Here is an 18363-nt window from a genome sequence, read left to right on the forward strand (position 1 = left end):
TTCACCCAAAACTAATATTTCTAGCAAAAACAAATTCTTACGAAAGTCTCCTAATGTTTTTCAGAAGATTCGAACAGCCGGAAACCTAACGAAACCCGGGTGCCACGGCCTTCGCTGCTGCTAAGCCGGATCGTGCCACCGAAGCGTTCCATGATGCGTTTCACCAGCACCAGCCCCACTCCCAGCCCTCCCTGCTTGGTGGTGAAGAAGGGCCGGAAGGCCATGCGCTGCTGCGCTTCGCTCATGCCCTTGCCATTGTCGCAGAGGCGCAGGGTCAGGCTGCGTCGGTCATGCCGCACCACCTCGACACGCAGCCGCCCACCCTGCTCCATCGACTCCAGGGCGTTGGCGATCAGGCTGCTGAAAACCTGCCGCAGTAACATCGGGTGCCCCAGTATCTGCACTGCCGGCAATGCCTGCAGGTCCAGGCTCACCCCGCCGCGTGCCAGCGGCACCGCGTAAGCCTGCAGGCTATCCTGCAAGGCCTGCGGCAGGTCCACCGCCACCGCCTCATCGTCGATCGGGCGCAGCGATTGCAACATCTGCCGGATCCACTGCGACATGCGGTCTACCTGGTTGATGATTTCGTTGACGTTGCGCTGCGCCGGGCCATCGTCGAAGGCCTGCGCCAGTTCGGCGCTGGAACGGATGTTGGCCAAGGGGTTACGCAGGCTGTGGGCCACCGCCGAAGACACCTCCCCCAGCGCCACATAGGTTTCGTTGTTGACCAGGCGCTTCTGCTGCACCGTCAGCAGCCGCGCGGCGCGGTGCATGATGCCGTACAGGCCGAAATAGACCAGGCCGGCGCCGACGGCGATCGCCAGCCAGATCAGGGTCAGCCCACGCTCGATGCGCCCGATCAGGTCATGGGGTTCCTTGTAGATCTCGACCATTGCCGTGACCTGCTCACCATCGGCAGTGAACAGCGGAATGTAGTTCTCGATGAACAGCCGCTCGGGCGGGGTGACGAACTTCCGTTCGGCACGGACCTGTTCGACGTCCTGATAACTGGCCGCAACCCGCATCTTGTACTCGAAGGCCCGATCCAGTTCGGCGTCACCTTCGATCAGCTTGCCGACCAGCGCCGGGTTGGTGGACCAGATAACCGTTCGGTCCGGCGCGTAGATATTGGCCAACAGCATGTCGGGCAGGTGGGCGATGTGGTCGAGGAATTCGCCACGCGCCCTGCGCCGGGCGTCCGGGTCGACGCCGATCAGGTTGTTGCGGTCGTTGCGCGGGTCGAGCAGTTCACCCATGGTATGCACATTGGGGATCGACAGATGGCGCACTTCGGCGTCGGCGATGGAGGTGATGAACTGCGCGGTGAGCAAGGCATCGCGCTCGACGCTTTCGTCGATGATGAAACGACTGGATATCAGCCCCAGCCCGGCCGCCACCGAGAGAATGACGGCCAGGCTGACCCAGGCGTACCAGCGCAGCAGGTCGAACGGTCTGCGCGAGGTGGCCAGCTCGCTACTGGCAGGCACTTCATCAGTGTCGAAACGAGGAAGGATGTCCATGGCGGACTCCACGACTGGGCACCTTGAGAAGGTTAGCCCAGAGTCGAGGAAGTCATCGCTTCGGCCCGATGGCAGTCGCCGAAGGGTATTGCCTGGTCCCGGCGCGCCTCGGCGCCTGCTGGTGGGTCAGGGGCTGCTGTCTGTCAGGCCCTGCAACCTGCGGTATTCCCGCAACACATCGGGCACATAGCGCCGGGTCTCGGCGAACGGCGGTACCGCGCCGCGGCGTAGCACCGCCTCGGGGCCAGCGTTGTAGGCGGCTACCGCCAGGGTGATGTCGTTGTCGAACAGGTCGAGCATGCGCTTGAGATAGCGCGCCCCGCCCTGCACGTTGTCTTCCGGGTCCAGGCGGTTTTGCACGCCCATTTCACGGGCGGTATCCGGCATCAGCTGCATCAACCCTACCGCGCCGGCCGGTGACCGCGCCTTGGGGTTGTAACCGGACTCGGCCTTGATCACCGCATGCAGTAGCGCCGGCGGAACATCGTGGGCGCGCGCCGCAGCGGCAACCACCCTGGCGTAGGGACGGCCGGTGATCATTTGCGCGTTGGCCGTCCCGGCCTGGCCCTGCGGCTCGCTGATCACGGTCTCGTAAAGGCGCCCGGGTCGATGGACGTTGGTCAGTATATAGCTGCCTTTGGCATCGATGGACACGTACACATCGGCCTGGGCAGCGCCTGCGGCCAGCCAGACCAAACCGAGAATGAGTCCACGCATGTCGGTCGCCTCTTCGTCGTGCCCCCAAACTGGGGGAAATGCCCCGGAAAACCCGAGGTCGATAGCACGACGCAAGCACTGTGCCGCATCCGTTGCGGCATGGCGCAAGGCCCCAACGCAGACGTGCACGGCTGTTGCATGGTGCTTGCACACGCGAGTCCCGATGCAGCGGAGGGCTTCACCATGCAACGCAGAACCACCCCCCAACGTGGCTTCACCCTGCTCGAACTGTTGGTCGTGCTGGTGGTGCTCGGCCTGTTGGCTGGCATCGTTGCGCCCAAGTACTTCAGCCAGCTCGGCCGCTCCGAAGCCAAGGTCGCGCGGGCGCAGATAGAGGGGCTGAGCAAGGCTCTGGACCTGTACCGGCTCGAAGTCGGCCACTACCCCAACAGCGAGCAGGGCCTGCAGGCACTGGTGGTCGCGCCCAGTGGCGAAACGCGCTGGACCGGCCCGTACCTGCAGAAGGCCGTGCCGCAAGACCCGTGGGGACGGCCATATATCTACCGGCAGCCCGGCGAGAATGGCGGTGAATACGACCTGCTGTCGATGGGCAAGGACGGCCAGCCGGGTGGCGACGGCGAAAACGCCGAAATCACCAGCTGGCAGTAGGCGGCGCGGCCATGCGCTATGTCCTCAAGGCCCTGGGCAGACAGGGCGTGGTGCAACTGCAGATCGACGCCGAGGACCCCGAGCAGGCCCGCCGTCAGGCCGAGGACCAGGGCCTGCGCGTGCTCAGCCTGCGTGGCCATCGCGGCGCCCTGTGGCACTTGGCCAGGCGCCGCGAGGCCAGCTTCGAGCTGGTGCTGTTCAGCCAGGAACTGGCAACCCTGCTTGGCGCCGGCCTGCCGCTGATCGACGCCCTGGAAAGCCTGGCGGAAAAGTCCCCGGCGGGCGCGACGCGCAAGGTATTGAACCAGCTGGTCCGCCAGTTGTATGAGGGCCATTCGCTGTCCCAGGCCCTGGCCGCGCAACCACGGGCATTCCCGCCGCTTTACGTGGCGCTGGTGCAGTCCAGCGAGCGTACCGGTGCTCTTGCTGATGCCCTCACCCGCTACATCGGCTACCGCCAGCGCCTGGACCTGGTAAGGCAGAAACTGCTGGGGGCTTCGGTCTACCCCTTGCTGCTGTTGCTGGTGGGCGGTGGCGTGGTGTTGTTCCTGCTGGGCTACGTGGTACCGCGTTTCAGCCAGGTGTTCGAGGGGATGGGCAGCGAGTTGCCCTGGCTTTCCCGCGGCCTCATGCAGGTCGGCCTGTTCCTGCACGCCCGGCAACTGCCACTGGCACTGGGCGGCATCGGCTTGCTCACGCTGCTATGGCTGCTGCGCCGCCAACCGCCGGTGCGGCGCTGGGCTGCCCGCCAGTTGCGGCGTCTGCCGGCGTTGCACCAGCGCTTGCTGAGGTACGAACTGGCACGCTTCTACCGCTCGCTGGGCATCCTCCTGCAAGGCGGCATTCCGGTCCTCAACGCCATGGGCATGGCCCGCGGCCTGCTCGGCAGCGTCGCCGCCCAGAGCCTGGAGCAGGCCTGCCAGCGGGTGGGCGAAGGCCTGCCGCTGTCCGAAGCGCTGGAGGCCGGGCAACTGGTGACGCCAGTCTCGCTGCGCCTGCTGCGGGCCGGTGAGCAGTCCGGCAACCTGTGCGAGATGCTGGAGCGCTGCGCCGATTTTCACGACCAGGAAATCGGCCGCTGGGTGGAATGGTTCGTCAAACTGTTCGAACCGCTGCTGATGACGTTCATCGGCCTGCTGATCGGCCTGATCGTGGTCCTGATGTACATGCCGATCTTCGAGCTGGCATCGAGCATTCACTGAGGTGTGGGGCACCTTCGCCTGCACGCGGCGGGGGCTCTGGAATGCGGCCCGACAGGCAAACCGTGGTTGCCGTCGATGATCGCTGCGCCGATATCATTCCGCGTGATAATAACCTTCGTCCCGTTCGATTCGTGCCTTGCGCGCAAGACACTCACACTCCGCCCACTACTCATATTCTGGCGGAGTTCTCCATGGAACAATCATTCAAACCCTTGCGCTTGCCCCTCGCTGCCCTGGCAGTGATGGTGATCAGCGCTTGCGGCCGAACCCCCGACGCTGTGCAGGCTCCCACCGCGCCGAAGGTCAGTGTGGCCAAGGTGATCGAGCAACCGATCAATGAATGGGACGAGTTCACCGGCCGCCTCGAGGCCCCGGAAACCGTCGAAGTACGCCCGCGGGTGTCCGGCCAGATCGACCTGGTGGCATTCACCGAAGGCGCCCAGGTCAAGAAAGGCGACCTGCTGTTCCAGATCGACCCACGCCCGTTCCAGGCCGAGGTCCGCCGCCTCGAAGCACAACTGCAGCAGGCCAAGGCCACTGCCATCCGCAGTGCCAACGAAGCGCGCCGCGGCGAACGCCTGCGTGACAGCAACGCCATCTCCGCCGAGCTGGCCGAGTCGCGCAGCAGCGCCGCCGCCGAAGCCCGCGCCGGGGTTGATGCGATCCAGGCCCAGCTTGACCTGGCACGCCTCAATCTCAGCTTCACCCGTGTCACCGCGCCGATCAGCGGCCGGGTCAGCCGTGCCCAGTTCACTGCCGGCAATATCGTGACTGCCGATGTCACCCCGCTGACCAGCGTGGTGTCTACCGACAAGGTCTATGCCTACTTCGACGCCGACGAGCGTGTATACCTCAAGTACACCCAGCTGGCCCGCGAAGGTCAGCGTGGCCAGAGCACCCCCGTGTACCTGGGCCTGACCAACGAAACCGGCAACCCGCACCTGGGGCAGATGAACTTCGTCGACAACCAGGTCAACCCGCGCACCGGCACCATCCGTGGCCGGGCAGTGTTCGACAACAGCGACGGCCAGTTCACCCCGGGCCTGTACGCCCGCCTGAAGCTGGTCGGCAGCGCCCAGTACCAGGCCGTGCTGATCAACGACGAAGCGGTTGGCACCGACCTGGGCAAGAAGTTCGTGCTGGTGATGGACAAGGACAACAAGGCCACTTACCGCGCCGTCGAGCTGGGGCCGAAGCTGGAAGGCCTGCGTATCGTGCGCAGCGGCCTGGGCAAGGACGACCGCATCGTGGTCAAGGGCCTGCAGCGTGTGCGCCCGGGTTCGCCGGTCACGCCGGAAGAGACACCAATGGCCAGTGAACAGACCCTCGCCGCCCTCGCCCAGCAGCGCCAGGCCCTGGAGGCCAGCAACCCGGCGCCGAAGGTGGCGGGCAACAACGTGAAAGTCGCCAGCGCCCCGGCGCCACGCGGTTAAGGGACCCCACCGATGAACTTCTCGAAATTCTTCATTACCCGGCCGATCTTCGCCGCAGTGTTGTCGCTGGTGCTGCTGATCGCAGGCTCGATCTCGCTGTTCCAGCTGCCGATCAGCGAATACCCCGAAGTCGTGCCGCCGACCGTAGTGGTGCGTGCCAACTTCCCCGGCGCCAACCCCAAGGTCATCGGCGAAACCGTGGCCGCGCCGCTGGAGCAGGCCATCACCGGCGTGGAGAACATGCTGTACATGTCTTCGCAGTCCACCGCTGACGGCAAACTGACGCTCACCATCACCTTCGCCCTGGGCACCGACCTGGACAATGCCCAGGTGCAGGTGCAGAACCGTGTCACCCGCACCCAGCCCAAGCTGCCCGAGGAAGTGACCCGGATCGGTATCACCGTCGACAAGGCCTCGCCCGACCTGACCATGGTCGTGCACCTGACCTCGCCGGACAACCGCTACGACATGCTCTACTTGTCCAACTACGCCATCCTCAACATCAAGGACGAGCTGGCGCGCCTGGGTGGCGTGGGCGACGTGCAGCTGTTCGGCATGGGCGACTACTCGCTGCGCGTGTGGCTCGACCCGAACAAGACCGCTTCGCGCAACCTCACCGCCAGTGATGTGGTGGCCGCGATCCGCGAGCAGAACCGCCAGGTGGCTGCCGGCCAGCTGGGCGCCCCGCCCGCCCCGGGTTCGACCAGCTTCCAGCTGTCGATCAACACCCAGGGCCGCCTGGTCAACGAGGAAGAGTTCGAGAACATCATCATTCGTGCCGGTGCCGATGGTGAAATCACCCGCCTGAAGGACATCGCCCGGGTCGAGCTCGGCTCCAGCCAGTACGCCCTGCGCTCGCTGCTGAACAACCAGCCGGCGGTCGCCATCCCGATCTTCCAGCGCCCTGGCTCCAACGCCATCGAGATTTCCGACGAAGTGCGGGCGAAAATGGCCGAGCTGAAGAAGGACTTCCCCGAAGGCATGGACTACAGCATCGTCTATGACCCGACCGTATTCGTCCGCGGCTCCATCGAAGCGGTGGTGCACACCCTGTTCGAAGCGCTGGTGCTGGTGGTACTGGTGGTGATCCTGTTCCTGCAGACCTGGCGCGCCTCGATCATCCCGCTGCTGGCGGTGCCGGTCTCGCTGATCGGTACCTTCGCGGTCATGCACCTGTTCGGCTTCTCGCTCAACGCGCTGTCATTGTTCGGCCTGGTCCTGGCCATCGGTATCGTGGTGGACGACGCCATCGTGGTGGTGGAAAACGTCGAGCGCAACATCGGCCTGGGCCTGAAACCGCTGGATGCCACGCAAAAGGCCATGGGCGAGGTGACCGGCCCGATCATCGCCACTGCCCTGGTACTGTGCGCCGTGTTCGTGCCTGCCGCGTTCATTTCCGGCCTGACCGGGCAGTTCTACAAGCAGTTCGCCCTGACCATCGCGATTTCCACGGTGATCTCGGCCTTCAACTCGCTGACCCTGTCGCCGGCCCTGGCAGCGGTGCTGCTCAAGGACCACCATGCGCCCAAGGATCGCTTCTCGCGGTTCCTGGAAAAGCTGCTGGGCAGCTGGCTGTTCGCGCCGTTCAACCGCTTCTTCGACCGCGCTTCCAACCGCTACGTCGGTGGCGTGCGCCGGGTCATCCGCTCCAGCGGTATCGCCCTGTTCGTGTATGCCGGCCTGATGGGCCTGACCTACCTGGGCTTCTCGTCCACCCCGACCGGTTTCGTCCCGGCGCAGGACAAGCAGTACCTGGTAGCCTTCGCCCAGTTGCCTGACGCGGCCAGCCTCGACCGCACCGAGGCGGTGATCAAGCGCATGAGCGAAATCGCCCTGAAGCAGCCTGGCGTGGCCGACTCGGTAGCCTTCCCTGGCCTGTCGATCAACGGTTTCACCAACAGCCCGAACAGCGGCATCGTGTTCACCCCGCTCAAGCCGTTCGACGAGCGCAAGGACCCGAGCCAGTCCGCTGCGGCGATCGCTGCCGCGCTGAATGCCCAGTTCGCCGATATCCAGGACGCCTACATCGCGATCTTCCCGCCACCACCGGTACAAGGCCTGGGCACCATCGGCGGCTTCCGCCTGCAGATCGAGGACCGCGGCAACCTGGGCTACGAAGCGCTGTACAAGGAAACCCAGAACATCATCGCCAAGAGCCGCAACGTGCCGGAGCTGGCGGGCCTGTTCACCAGCTACCAGGTCAACGTGCCGCAGGTGGATGCGGCCATCGACCGGGAAAAGGCCAAGACCCACGGCGTGGCGATCACCGATATCTTCGATACCCTGCAGGTCTACCTGGGCTCGCTGTACACCAACGACTTCAATCGCTTTGGCCGCACCTACCAGGTCAATGTCCAGGCCGAGCAGCAATTCCGCCTCGATGCCGAACAGATCGGCCAGCTGAAGGTACGCAACAACCTCGGCGAGATGATCCCGCTGGCGACCTTCCTCAAGGTCAGCGACACCTCCGGGCCAGACCGGGTCATGCACTACAACGGCTTCATCACCGCAGAAATCAACGGCGCTGCGGCCCCGGGCTACAGCTCTGGCCAGGCGGAAGCGGCGATGGAGAAGTTGCTGAAAGCGGAATTGCCCAACGGCATGACCTTCGAATGGACCGACCTGACCTACCAGCAGATCCTGGCGGGCAACACCGCGCTGTTCGTCTTCCCGCTGTGCGTGTTGCTGGCGTTCCTGGTGCTGGCTGCCCAGTATGAAAGCTGGAGCTTGCCGCTGGCGGTGATCCTGATCGTGCCAATGACGCTGCTGTCGGCGATTACCGGAGTCATCATTTCCGGCGGTGATAACAACATCTTCACCCAGATCGGCCTGATCGTGCTGGTGGGCCTGGCGTGCAAGAACGCGATCCTGATCGTCGAGTTCGCCAAGGACAAGCAGGCCGAGGGCCTCGACCCGCTGGCCGCGGTGCTGGAAGCCTGCCGTCTGCGTCTGCGGCCGATCCTGATGACCTCGATCGCGTTCATCATGGGTGTGGTTCCGCTGGTGTTCTCCTCCGGTGCCGGTTCGGAAATGCGCCATGCGATGGGCGTGGCAGTGTTCTCGGGGATGATCGGGGTGACCGTGTTCGGCCTCTTCCTCACCCCAGTGTTCTTCTTCCTGATCCGCCGTTTCGTCGAACGCCGCCAGGCCCGCAAGGCCGAACGCGTCCACTCGCTGGAGAGCCATGCATGAACCTGCTCAAACCCCTGACCCCGAGCCTGTTGGCGCTGGCCCTGGCAGCCTGTGCAGTAGGCCCGGACTACCAGGCACCAGCCACCGAACCCGCGCAGTTGGGCAGCGACGTACATGCCAAGGCCTACGACCGTAGCCGTTTCGAAAGCCTGTGGTGGAAGCAGTTCGACGACCCGGTACTGAACCAGCTGGTGCAGGCTTCGCTGGACGGCAACCGTGACCTGCGCGTGGCCTTCGCCCGGCTGAAATCGGCGCGCTCGATCCGCGAAGACGCCGAGAACGATCAGTTCCCGGTGGTCACCAGCCGTGCCAGCAGCGATATCGGCAAGGGCCAGATCCCCGGCCAGACCACGCAGCGGGTTAACAGCGAGCGCTACGACCTGGGCCTGGACATGGCCTGGGAGCTTGACCTGTTTGGCCGCATCCAGCGCCAGATCGAAGCCAGCGAAGCCCAGGAAGCGGTGGCTGCGGCCGACCTGCAGCAGCTGCAGGTCAGCCTGATTGCCGAGCTGGTCGATGCCTATGGCCAGCTGCGTGGTGCACAGTTGCGCGAGAAGATCGCCCTGGCCAATCTCAAGACCCAGCAGGAATCGCGGGCCATCACTGAAACCCTGCGGGACGCTGGCGTCGGCAACGACCTCGATGTGGTGCGTGCCGATGCGCGCCTGGCCGGGGTCGAGGCCACGGTGCCACAGCTGCAGGCGGAACAGGCCCGTGCCCGGCACCGTATCGCCACCTTGCTTGGCCAGCGCCCCGAGGCGCTCAGTGTCGACCTGTCGCCCAAGGCCCTGCCGGCAATCGCCAAGGCGCTGCCCGTGGGAGACCCGGCAGAACTGCTGCGTCGTCGCCCGGACATCCGTAGTGCCGAGCGCCAGTTGGCGGCGGCCACGGCCAATGTCGGCGTGGCCACGGCTGACCTGTTTCCCCGCGTCAGCCTCAGTGGCTTCCTCGGCTTTACTGCCGCCCGCGGTTCGCAGATCGGTTCCTCGGCAGCCAACGCCTGGGCCCTCGGCCCGAGCATCACCTGGGCGGCCTTCGACCTGGGCAGCGTGAGGGCGCGCCTGCGCGGCGCCAAGGCCGATGCCGAAGGGGCGCTGGCCAACTATGAACAGCAGGTTTTGCTGGCCCTGGAAGAATCGGCCAATGCCTTCAGCGATTACGACAAGACCCAGCAGCGGCTGCTGTCGCTGATGCGCCAGAGCGATGCCAGCCGCAAGGCTGCGGAGCTGGCTTCGGTTCGTTACCGCGAGGGTACGGTGGACTACCTGGTGCTGCTCGATGCCGAGCGTGAGCGGCTCAGTGCGGAAGATGCTCAAGCCCAGGGTGAAGTCGAGTTGTACCGCGGCATCGTCTCGATCTACAAGGCCCTGGGCGGCGGCTGGCAACCGGAGGCCGTCGCTAGCGCCCGCTGACTCCCTGTTTCAACGACTCCTTTGGTTGGCTCCTCCCCCAACCGTTTGCCCCGCAGGCCTTGGTTTGCGGGGCTTTTTTATGGCCGCAGAGGAATATCGGGTGCGGGGGCAAGGGATGGGCATTGCCTGTGAGTTCGGCACCGGGCGGACGGCGCTGGACCTGCGCGCCCGCAAAACCCGAGGCAGGCACCTGACAGCCCCCACCCGGTTGCATTTACCCCCCGCCTGCCCCAAGCTCTGCCTTCCCGCCGCCACGGATCGTCCGATGCCCAGACGCAACCGCTACCTGATCGCCCTGCTGCTGTTGATCGTGGTGTCGGCCCTGTTCGGCTATCTGTGGCGCGATGACCAACCGCCGCCGCCAACCTTGCCTGCGCACAGCTACGCCAAGGCCTTGCGCCAGGCCCACGAAGGCCAGCCCGGCGCTGCGCGGGTGTTGTACCAGCAACTGCAACGCAACGACCTGCCTCCGGTCCGGCGTGCCGCCCTGTACGCCGAATTGCCCAACTACCCTTCGCCGCAGGCATTGAAGCTCGCCCGCCAGGACCTCGAACATGGCGACCCGCTAGTACGTCGGGCGGCCATCGCCAGCGTCCGCCGCCTGCTGCCGGCGGCGCAGCGCAGCCTGGTGCTTGGCCCGCTGCTGGACGACCAGGAGCAAAGCGTGCGCTTTGCCGCCGTAGATGCCCTGCTGGGTCTCGACCCGGACGCCATCGGCCTGTATTTCGGCCCGTTGCAGGCAGCCCTCGAACAGTATCAACAGGCACTGGAGCAACAACCCGGGGATACTGACGCCCAAGTACACCTGGCGCGCCTGTACCTCCATGAAACCGACTACAACCACGCCGCCGCCGCTCTGCAGCGAGCCTTGGCGATAGCCCCCGGCAACCTCGATGCATTGGCCACCCAGGTACGCCTGCTGGAACGCCAGGGCCATCATGATGCCTCGCGGCAGGTACTGGCCAAGGCCCTGGCACTGAGTCCCGACTCGGCCTTTCTGCAGTACGAGCTAGGCCTCTGGCTGAACCGTCATGAGCAGCGCGAGTACGCGCTGCTGGCTTTGTCCCGCGCAGTCGAGCTGGACCCGGACAATACCGACTACCGCTACACCCTGGCGGTCACCCTGCATGAGCTGGAACAGGTCGATGCAGCGCAGAAGCAGCTGGAAACTGTGCTCAGTCGGCAACCGGCCAATCGCCGGGCACGGGTGTTGCTGATCCAGTACTGGAAAGAGACCGGCCAGTTGCAGAACGTGCAAGTGCTGTTGGCAGAGCTGGAGCAGCAGAATCCGGACGATCCGGTATTGCAACAAGGCCTGTAGGCCACGCTGTAACTCGGTTGAACCCAGCAGTCTTGACCGAGGTCCAGTGGGTATCGGACCACCCTTGCGGGAGAAGTGTTTTGGTCAGTTCGTTGGCGCTGGAACAACGTGCCTTGATCCTCGCGCCCTCGCCGTTAGCCGCAGATATCGCTCGGCTGCTCGCTTGCGCCGGCATCGACAGCCTGTGCGCGCCCGACCTGCCCCAGCTACAGGCTTGTCTGGCGGAGGGCGCAGGCCTGGCGATCATTGCCGAGCAGGTATTCGACGCAGGCCCGAGCCCCCTGCTGCAGGCGTTCCTCGACCAGCAACCCAGCTGGTCGGACCTGCCCATCGTGCTTATCCAGGACAATCGCAGCGTTATGACTTCAGGTCACACGCCATTGGGCAATCTGATGTGGCTGGCTGTACCGTTCGAAGATGACCTACTGCTGCAGATGGCCCAGTCCGCGTTGCGCACCCGACGCCGACAGTATCGTGTACGCGATCAGTTGCTAGAACTGCAGCTACGCCTGCAAGCGCAGGGCATATCACCCGGCGAGACGCCGGAGCGCAGCGAGTTCGCCCGCTACCAGGCGCGTAATATGGAGGCCATTGGCCAACTCGCCGGCGGGGTCGCACATGATTTCAACAACCTGCTCACCAGCATCGGCGGCAGTTTCGAGCTAATTGACCGGCGCCTGAAGCAGGGCCGCAGTGACAGCCTCGACACCATGCTGCGCATGGGCCGCGAAGCGGTATCACGCGCCGCCCGGCTGACCCACCGCCTGCTGGCCTTCTCTTCCCGGCAATCGCTGCACAGCCAGCGCATCGACCTGCACCGGTTGCTCCAGGCGAAGCGCCTGGAAGCCTGCGTCAACCCGGCGGTGGCCGTGCAGGTGGACATTACCGAGGGCCTGTGGCCGATAGAGGCCGATAGCCAGCAATTACAGGAGGCGCTCGACAACCTGCTGCTGAATGCCTGCGAAGCCATGCCCAGTGGTGGCCACCTGCGCATCGAGGCGACTAACCAGGCTATCGGTGCCGGGCATGTCACCGACGGCGCCCTGTGTGCCGGTGACTATGTCCGCCTGCGTATCATCGATGACGGCCAAGGCATGGCGCAAAGCACGCTGGCGCACGCTTTCGAGCCGTTCTTCAGTACCAAGGCGATCGGCCAGGGCATCGGCCTCGGCCTGTCGATGGTGTACGGTTTCAGCAAGCAGTCCCGCGGCCATGTCACCCTGCATAGCCAGCTCGGCCAAGGAACCCGGGTGGACCTGTACTTGCCGCGGCACCTGGGCCAGACCCAGGCATCGCATGAGCCGATGCTACCCGTGCAGAATTGCCGGGGCCATCACGTGCTGGTGGTCGAGGACGATCCGGATGTACGCCAGTTACTGTGCCAGGCCCTGCGCGAAGAGGGCTTTGCCTGCCACAGTGGCGCCGATGCCAATGACGGGCTGAAGGTGCTGCGCTCGACCCAACCCGTCGACCTGCTGCTCACAGATGTCGGCCTGCCCGGCATGAACGGCCGGCAACTGGCCGAGATTGCCCGCAGCCTGCGCCCGCACTTGCCGGTTCTGTTCATCACCGGCTACGCGGAAACGGCCATGGTCCGCGACGGCTTCCTGGCTGCAGGTATGCACCTGATGGGCAAGCCGTTCGAATTGCAGCAACTGCAGGCATTGGTGACGCAGATTCTGGGCCGGCCCTGAGCCGTTCACTCATCGAGCAGGCGAAGCGCCTCGTTCGCAAGATCCGCCAGCGGAAACGGTTTGTTCATCAATGCCGTGCCTGGCTGGTCAAGCAACTGCGCCTCGATCCGCTGATCCGCGTAGCCGGTGATGAACAGGACCTTCTGCTGCGCAAGCTGCATGCGCATGGCCCTGGCCACTTGTCGTCCACTGAAACCACCCGGCAGGCCGATGTCGGTGATCACCAGGTCGAACGGGCCGTCATGGCGGAAGCGCTCCAGCGCGGAATTGGCGTCGCCCGCCTCGGTGACGTCGAAACCACGTTCGACCAGGTACTCGCGCATCACCGCGCGCAAACCCAGTTCATCATCGACCAGCAGCAGGCGCTCTCCGCATGCCATGCGCTGCGCGCGCTGGATCACCCGCGGCGGCTCGGGGACCGGCTCATGGCACCTTGGAAAAAGCATGGAAACCCGGGTGCCCTGGTTCGGCGTCGATTCGATCCAGGCGTAGCCTCCCGACTGGCCGACGAAGCCATACACCATCGACAAGCCAAGCCCGGACCCGCGCCCGATGGGCTTGGTGGTGAAGAAAGGCTCAAAGGCCCTGGCGATGTCCGCTGCCGGCATGCCATGACCATCATCTTCGACATGCAAGGCTACATAATCGCCGGGCGGCAAGCCGTGTTCATCCGGAAACCAGGCCTTCAGGCGCTCGTTGACACTGTGCAATGTGACATTGCCCCGCTCCAGACAGGCTTCGCGAGCGTTGGTGCAGAGGTTGATCAAGGCATTTTCGAGCTGGGGAACATCAAGGCATACCGCCCACGGCGTCACATCCAGCTGCCAGTGCAGACTCATCTCTGCGCCCAATGCCCTGAGCAGCAGAGGTTCGCTCAAGCGCAACTGCCGGTTGAAATCCAGCACCTTCGGGGCCAGGGGCTGATGCCGTGAAAAGGCCAGCAGGCGATGGGTCAGCTCCATCGCGCGCAGCACCGAATCGCGGGCCAGCTCTACATAAGCCTCGACCCGCTCCAGGCGCCCTTGCTCAAAGCGGCGCTGCAACAGTTCGAGACTACCGCCAATACCGGACAGTAAATTATTCATTTCGTGGCCGACGCCGCCGGCCAACTGACCGACTACTTCCAGGCGTTGATGGTTGCCCATCAATGCTTCGGATTGTCGGGCGGCTTCCTCACGGTCTTCGGTGATGTCTCGGCCAACCGCGGTCAACAGGCTGCCATCGAAACGCGCGCTCCAGCGAAACCAGTGATAATGGCCATCACGGTGACGCAGGCGTGTCTCGATCTGCTCGGTAGCGTGGTACTGCAGGAACCCGCTAACGGCCACCTGTACTTCCGCACGGTCGGCCGGATGAACCAGGTCCAGCACCAGCGCATCACGTACCTGCTCTTCCGTCCAGCCCAGGATGCGGTACCAGGCGGGGTTGGCGGCACACATCCGCAGTTCGGGGGTCACGGTCATCATCGCGTCACGCGACAATTGCCAGAACTGCTCACGCTCGGCCACATGCCGTTCGATCTGCAATTCGAAACTATGTGCCTGTTCGCGCCAATGACGGTGGGCGTCGAGGTCGGCGGTGGTCTCGATCACGGTGTGCAGGAGCCCGGCCACGCTACCCAGTTCATCGTGCAACGGGGCATACCCGAACGCACACCAGAGCGGCTCGGCACCTGCGCCGCAGGTGATACGCAGCGGTGGGTCCTCGACAAAACTCGAGCGCCCCTCAAGAGCCTTGAACACCCACGGCCCCATGTGTGGCCAGACATCGCTCCATAATGCATCAAAGGCCATGCCCAACGCATCCGGGGCAACGGGCCGCAACGCCCGGTAGGCTTCATTGTGAACCACGCAAAGATCAGGCCCCCAGACCACGGCACATGGGAATGGAGACAGGTGCATGATGTCGACCGCGATACGCAGCGATGCCGGCCAGCGCGGCCATGGCCCGAGCGAAGTCCGGCCCCAGTCGAACTGCGCAATCCGTTCGGCAATCGTCTCGGCCGGCGGCGCAGCAGGCGGTTGCAGAGCCACCTGCGACGCGGACTGGTACGGCATACCGTTTGCGACCAATTATTCTCACCCCGCTGTGCTCAAGGCTGATCATGGGCGTCGCCTCCCCGGACGGGCTCGCCCATGAATGCTGTTCAAGTTAGCACAACGCACACCAGGCGCTATGACGTACCTGCAGCGGACGGCTATGCTCATTAGGTTTTCCCGAGCCAGAGCGCAACGGCCCATTCAGGTTGCCGACAGGAGCGTGGTCATGAGCAAGAAAATGCTGGTGGTGCTGACCAATACGGCCAAGTATCCGACCCTCAGGCGGGCAACCGGATTGTGGCTGGGAGAAGCCGTGCACTTTGTTGATCAGGTCGAAAAGGCCGGCTACACGGTCGACTATGTGAGCCCCCTGGGTGGCTACGTACCCATCGACCCGCACAGCCTGCAAATGGCTCCCGAGCTCGACTGGCGGTGGTATGACGACAAACGCTTCATGACCCGCCTGGGTAACACCTTGAGCCCTGGCCGGGTGAAGGCCACCGAGTACAGCGTTATCTACTACACCGGCGGCCATGGGGTGATGTATGACTTTGCCGATAACCAGCCGCTGCAGGAACTGGCGCGCCAGGTTTATGAGAATAACGGCATTGTTGCTGCAGTCTGCCACGGTGTTGTCGGCCTGCTGAACATCAAGCTCAGCGACCATAGCCTGTTGTTGAAGGAGCGCAAGGTGACCGGCTTCTCCAACACCGAGGAGAAGCTCGCCGAACTGGACAAGGTGGTCCCGTTCCTGACCGAGAACGAACTGGGTGCCCGCGGCGGTCTCTACAGCAAGCATGAGGACCCATGGATGCCGTATGTGGTGGACGACGGCCGGCTGATTACCGGGCAGAACCCGGCATCCACAGCCCTGCTGGCCGAGAAGGTGCTGGCGAAACTGAAACAGCGGTGAAGCTGACAACGAGGTTCGGCTTTTCCGTAAAGTGGTAACTCTTGTCACCTACAGCCGAAGCTCAATCAATGCCCATAGGATCGATGTTGACTTGTTCACCCCGAACAGCATGGGTCAACGGAGCGGCATGCCTATGGCAAATATCAAGATTCACTTTATCGACTGGCGGAAATTGTTGCTGATTCTGGCCATCGGCGTAATACCCGTGCTATCCGGGCTGCTGATGATGGACTATCAGTTGGACAGGAAACTCGAAGAAAACGCCAAGATTTCAGTTCTGGAGGCGGTTTTCAGCATCGACCAGGCGCTGGGCCGCATGGAGGCGAGCCTGGAAACAGTCCTGCCGTTGGCTGGCAAACCCTGTGCCGAAGTGCTGGATGAGCTGGACCAGAGAGTCGCCAACAGCCCACACCTTCGCTCATTGGCACTGACCCGCGAGAAACAAGCGTATTGTGCGACGGACATGGACCCCTTGGAGTACCTCTCCGCTTTTTCCGGGTCCGGGCAACAGGCAAAGCTGGCATTCGACGCCCCTTCGTCGCCCAACGCGGCAATCATCAAGATCCAGAAACCGCACAGCGACCCCGGTGTCATCGCCACAGCTTATGGACGCTTGCTGCGCGACGAACTACGCGGCTTCCAGGACGGCTTGACCTTGCTGCTGGAATTCAACGGGCAATACATTTGGAGCGATGGGGACAGCCGCGATCCACAACGTCCCTCCCAAGCCGAATATCGCCAGCTGGCAGTCTCGGAAAAATATGGCTACGTGGTGATCGGTGGCTACGCCAAAGGGTATACGGCGCAGGAGTTCCGCGTCTCCCTGCACCAGGTGCTCCCCTCGCTGGCACTGGTTGGGGTCGCCAGCATGTTCATCACGTATCTGGGCTTGGCCAGAACGCGCAAGAGAAGGGGTAACACCGCCGCCATCGATCCATGACGGCGGTACCCCTGGGCTATCAGTCGGTGCTCAGTACACCACGGCGTACCTGGTCACGCTCGATGGATTCGAACAGTGCCTTGAAGTTACCCTCACCAAAGCCATCATCGCCCTTGCGCTGGATGAACTCGAAGAACACCGGCCCGAGCAGGGTTTCCGAGAAGATCTGCAACAGCAGGCGCTTGTCGCCTGGCTGCGAGGCACCATCGAGCAAAATGCCCCGTGCCTTCAGTTCGTCGACTGGCTCGCCATGGCCAGGGAGGCGTTCTTCCAGCATTTCGTAATAAGTTTGCGGCGGCGCAGTCATGAAGCGCATGCCAAGGCCTTTCAGGGCATCCCAGGTCTTGAGCAGGTCGTCGGTCAGGAAGGCCACGTGCTGGATGCCTTCGCCGTTGAACTGCATCAGGAACTCTTCGATCTGCCCGGCGCCCTTCGAAGATTCTTCGTTGAGCGGGATGCGGATCATCCCATCCGGTGCGGTCATGGCCTTGGAAGTCAGGCCAGTGTATTCGCCCTTGATATCGAAGTAGCGGATTTCGCGGAAGTTGAACAGTTTCTCGTAGAAGCCCGCCCAGTACGCCATGCGCCCACGATAGACGTTGTGGGTGAGGTGATCGATGATCTTCAGGCCGGCACCCACCGGGTTACGGTCCACACCTTCGATGAACTTGAAGTCGATATCGTAGATCGAGCTGCCCTCTTCGAAGCGGTCGATCAGGTACAACGGTGCACCACCGATACCCTTGATGGCCGGCAGGCGCAGCTCCATCGGCCCGGTTTCGATTTCCACCGGCTGCGCCCCCAGCTCCAGGGCACGGGCATACGCCTCATGGGCGTTGCGCACGCGGAAGGCCATGCCGCACACCGACGGGCCATGTTCGGCGGCGAAGTAGGAGGCGATGCTCTTGGGTTCGTTGTTCAGGATCAGGTTGATGCCACCCTGGCGATACAGGTGCACATCCTTGGAACGGTGGGTAGCCACCTTGGTGAAGCCCAGCATCTGGAATACCGGCTCGAGTACGCCAGGTGTCGGCGAAGCCAGTTCGATGAATTCGAAGCCCATCAGGCCCATTGGATTGTCGAAGATATCAGCCATGTTCGTGTCCTCATCTACAGCGAAAATTTACAGGTTGCGCGGGATGTCGAACAGAAACGGCGGTGAGCAGGGAATTCCGCGCACGCTGCGGGCGAGGAAGTCACCTATGATCAGCTTGAACCCATGATATGTCATATGGACCCATTCTCGGCGGGCTTGATCCTTCAACATTGAAGGACCTTATTGTTGTATTCGTAAACCGATTCTACAGGGCGTAAATTCGTTTGTCGCGTTTTTAGTTACTCACCCATGCCGACAAACGGCTATCCTCTCGT

At 63.5% G+C, this 18363-nt stretch carries 13 protein-coding genes; 9 read left to right on the forward strand and 4 right to left on the reverse strand.

Annotated features, from left to right (window positions below):
• Positions 1-50 precede the first annotated feature (50 nt).
• On the reverse strand, positions 51-1520 hold the full coding sequence (locus ACVWZT_RS22085; RefSeq protein ID WP_457471406.1) for a sensor histidine kinase: 1470 nt from the start codon (positions 1518-1520) through the stop codon (positions 51-53).
• 126 nt (positions 1521-1646) lie between these two features.
• A complete protein-coding gene (locus tag ACVWZT_RS22090; protein ID WP_296229736.1) occupies positions 1647-2237 on the reverse strand; it encodes a lytic transglycosylase domain-containing protein in 591 nt (196 codons plus the stop codon).
• Between the two features lie 183 nt (positions 2238-2420).
• On the opposite strand from ACVWZT_RS22090, the gene gspG reads away from it, so the two are divergent.
• The 7 genes from gspG (at position 2421) to ACVWZT_RS22125 (ending at position 13100) form a co-directional block, all read left to right on the forward strand.
• Positions 2421-2846: a type II secretion system major pseudopilin GspG gene (gene gspG, locus ACVWZT_RS22095; protein WP_457471408.1), complete on the forward strand. Its 426-nt coding sequence runs from the start codon at positions 2421-2423 to the stop codon at positions 2844-2846.
• An 11-nt stretch (positions 2847-2857) separates the two neighbouring features.
• On the forward strand, positions 2858-4048 hold the full coding sequence (locus tag ACVWZT_RS22100; protein ID WP_457471410.1) for a type II secretion system F family protein: 1191 nt from the start codon (positions 2858-2860) through the stop codon (positions 4046-4048).
• Between the two features lie 191 nt (positions 4049-4239).
• Positions 4240-5481 carry a multidrug efflux RND transporter periplasmic adaptor subunit MexE gene (gene mexE / locus ACVWZT_RS22105; protein ID WP_296229739.1) on the forward strand — a complete coding sequence of 414 codons (1242 nt, stop codon included), beginning with the start codon at positions 4240-4242 and terminating at the stop codon, positions 5479-5481.
• A gap of 12 nt (positions 5482-5493) precedes the next feature.
• The gene (locus ACVWZT_RS22110) at positions 5494-8673 is read left to right on the forward strand and encodes an efflux RND transporter permease subunit (protein WP_457471411.1); all 3180 of its coding nucleotides are present in this window, start codon (positions 5494-5496) and stop codon (positions 8671-8673) included.
• Positions 8670-10085, forward strand: a complete 1416-nt coding sequence (locus ACVWZT_RS22115; RefSeq protein WP_457471413.1) for an efflux transporter outer membrane subunit — start codon at positions 8670-8672, stop codon at positions 10083-10085. Before ACVWZT_RS22110 ends, ACVWZT_RS22115 begins: the two co-directional genes overlap by 4 nt.
• Before the next feature lie 265 nt (positions 10086-10350).
• A complete protein-coding gene (locus ACVWZT_RS22120) occupies positions 10351-11406 on the forward strand; it encodes a tetratricopeptide repeat protein (RefSeq protein ID WP_457471414.1) in 1056 nt (351 codons plus the stop codon).
• An 80-nt stretch (positions 11407-11486) separates the two neighbouring features.
• On the forward strand, positions 11487-13100 hold the full coding sequence (locus ACVWZT_RS22125) for a response regulator (RefSeq protein WP_457471416.1): 1614 nt from the start codon (positions 11487-11489) through the stop codon (positions 13098-13100).
• A 5-nt stretch (positions 13101-13105) separates the two neighbouring features.
• Here ACVWZT_RS22125 and ACVWZT_RS22130 read toward each other — a convergent pair whose 3' ends face one another.
• Positions 13106-15157, reverse strand: coding sequence for an ATP-binding protein (locus tag ACVWZT_RS22130; protein WP_457471418.1), 2052 nt, complete (start codon positions 15155-15157; stop codon positions 13106-13108).
• A gap of 208 nt (positions 15158-15365) precedes the next feature.
• Here ACVWZT_RS22130 and ACVWZT_RS22135 point away from each other — a divergent pair, with 208 nt between their 5' ends.
• Positions 15366-16052 carry a type 1 glutamine amidotransferase domain-containing protein gene (locus ACVWZT_RS22135; RefSeq protein ID WP_457471419.1) on the forward strand — a complete coding sequence of 229 codons (687 nt, stop codon included), beginning with the start codon at positions 15366-15368 and terminating at the stop codon, positions 16050-16052.
• Positions 16053-16185: 133 nt separating this feature from the next.
• A complete protein-coding gene (locus ACVWZT_RS22140; RefSeq protein ID WP_457471421.1) occupies positions 16186-16992 on the forward strand; it encodes a CSS-motif domain-containing protein in 807 nt (268 codons plus the stop codon).
• Between the two features lie 19 nt (positions 16993-17011).
• On the opposite strand, the gene hppD is transcribed toward ACVWZT_RS22140, so the two are convergent.
• The gene (gene hppD / locus ACVWZT_RS22145; protein WP_440804376.1) at positions 17012-18088 is read right to left on the reverse strand and encodes a 4-hydroxyphenylpyruvate dioxygenase; all 1077 of its coding nucleotides are present in this window, start codon (positions 18086-18088) and stop codon (positions 17012-17014) included.
• Positions 18089-18363: the final 275 nt, after the last annotated feature.

This window comes from Pseudomonas sp. TE21394 (assembly GCF_054057835.1).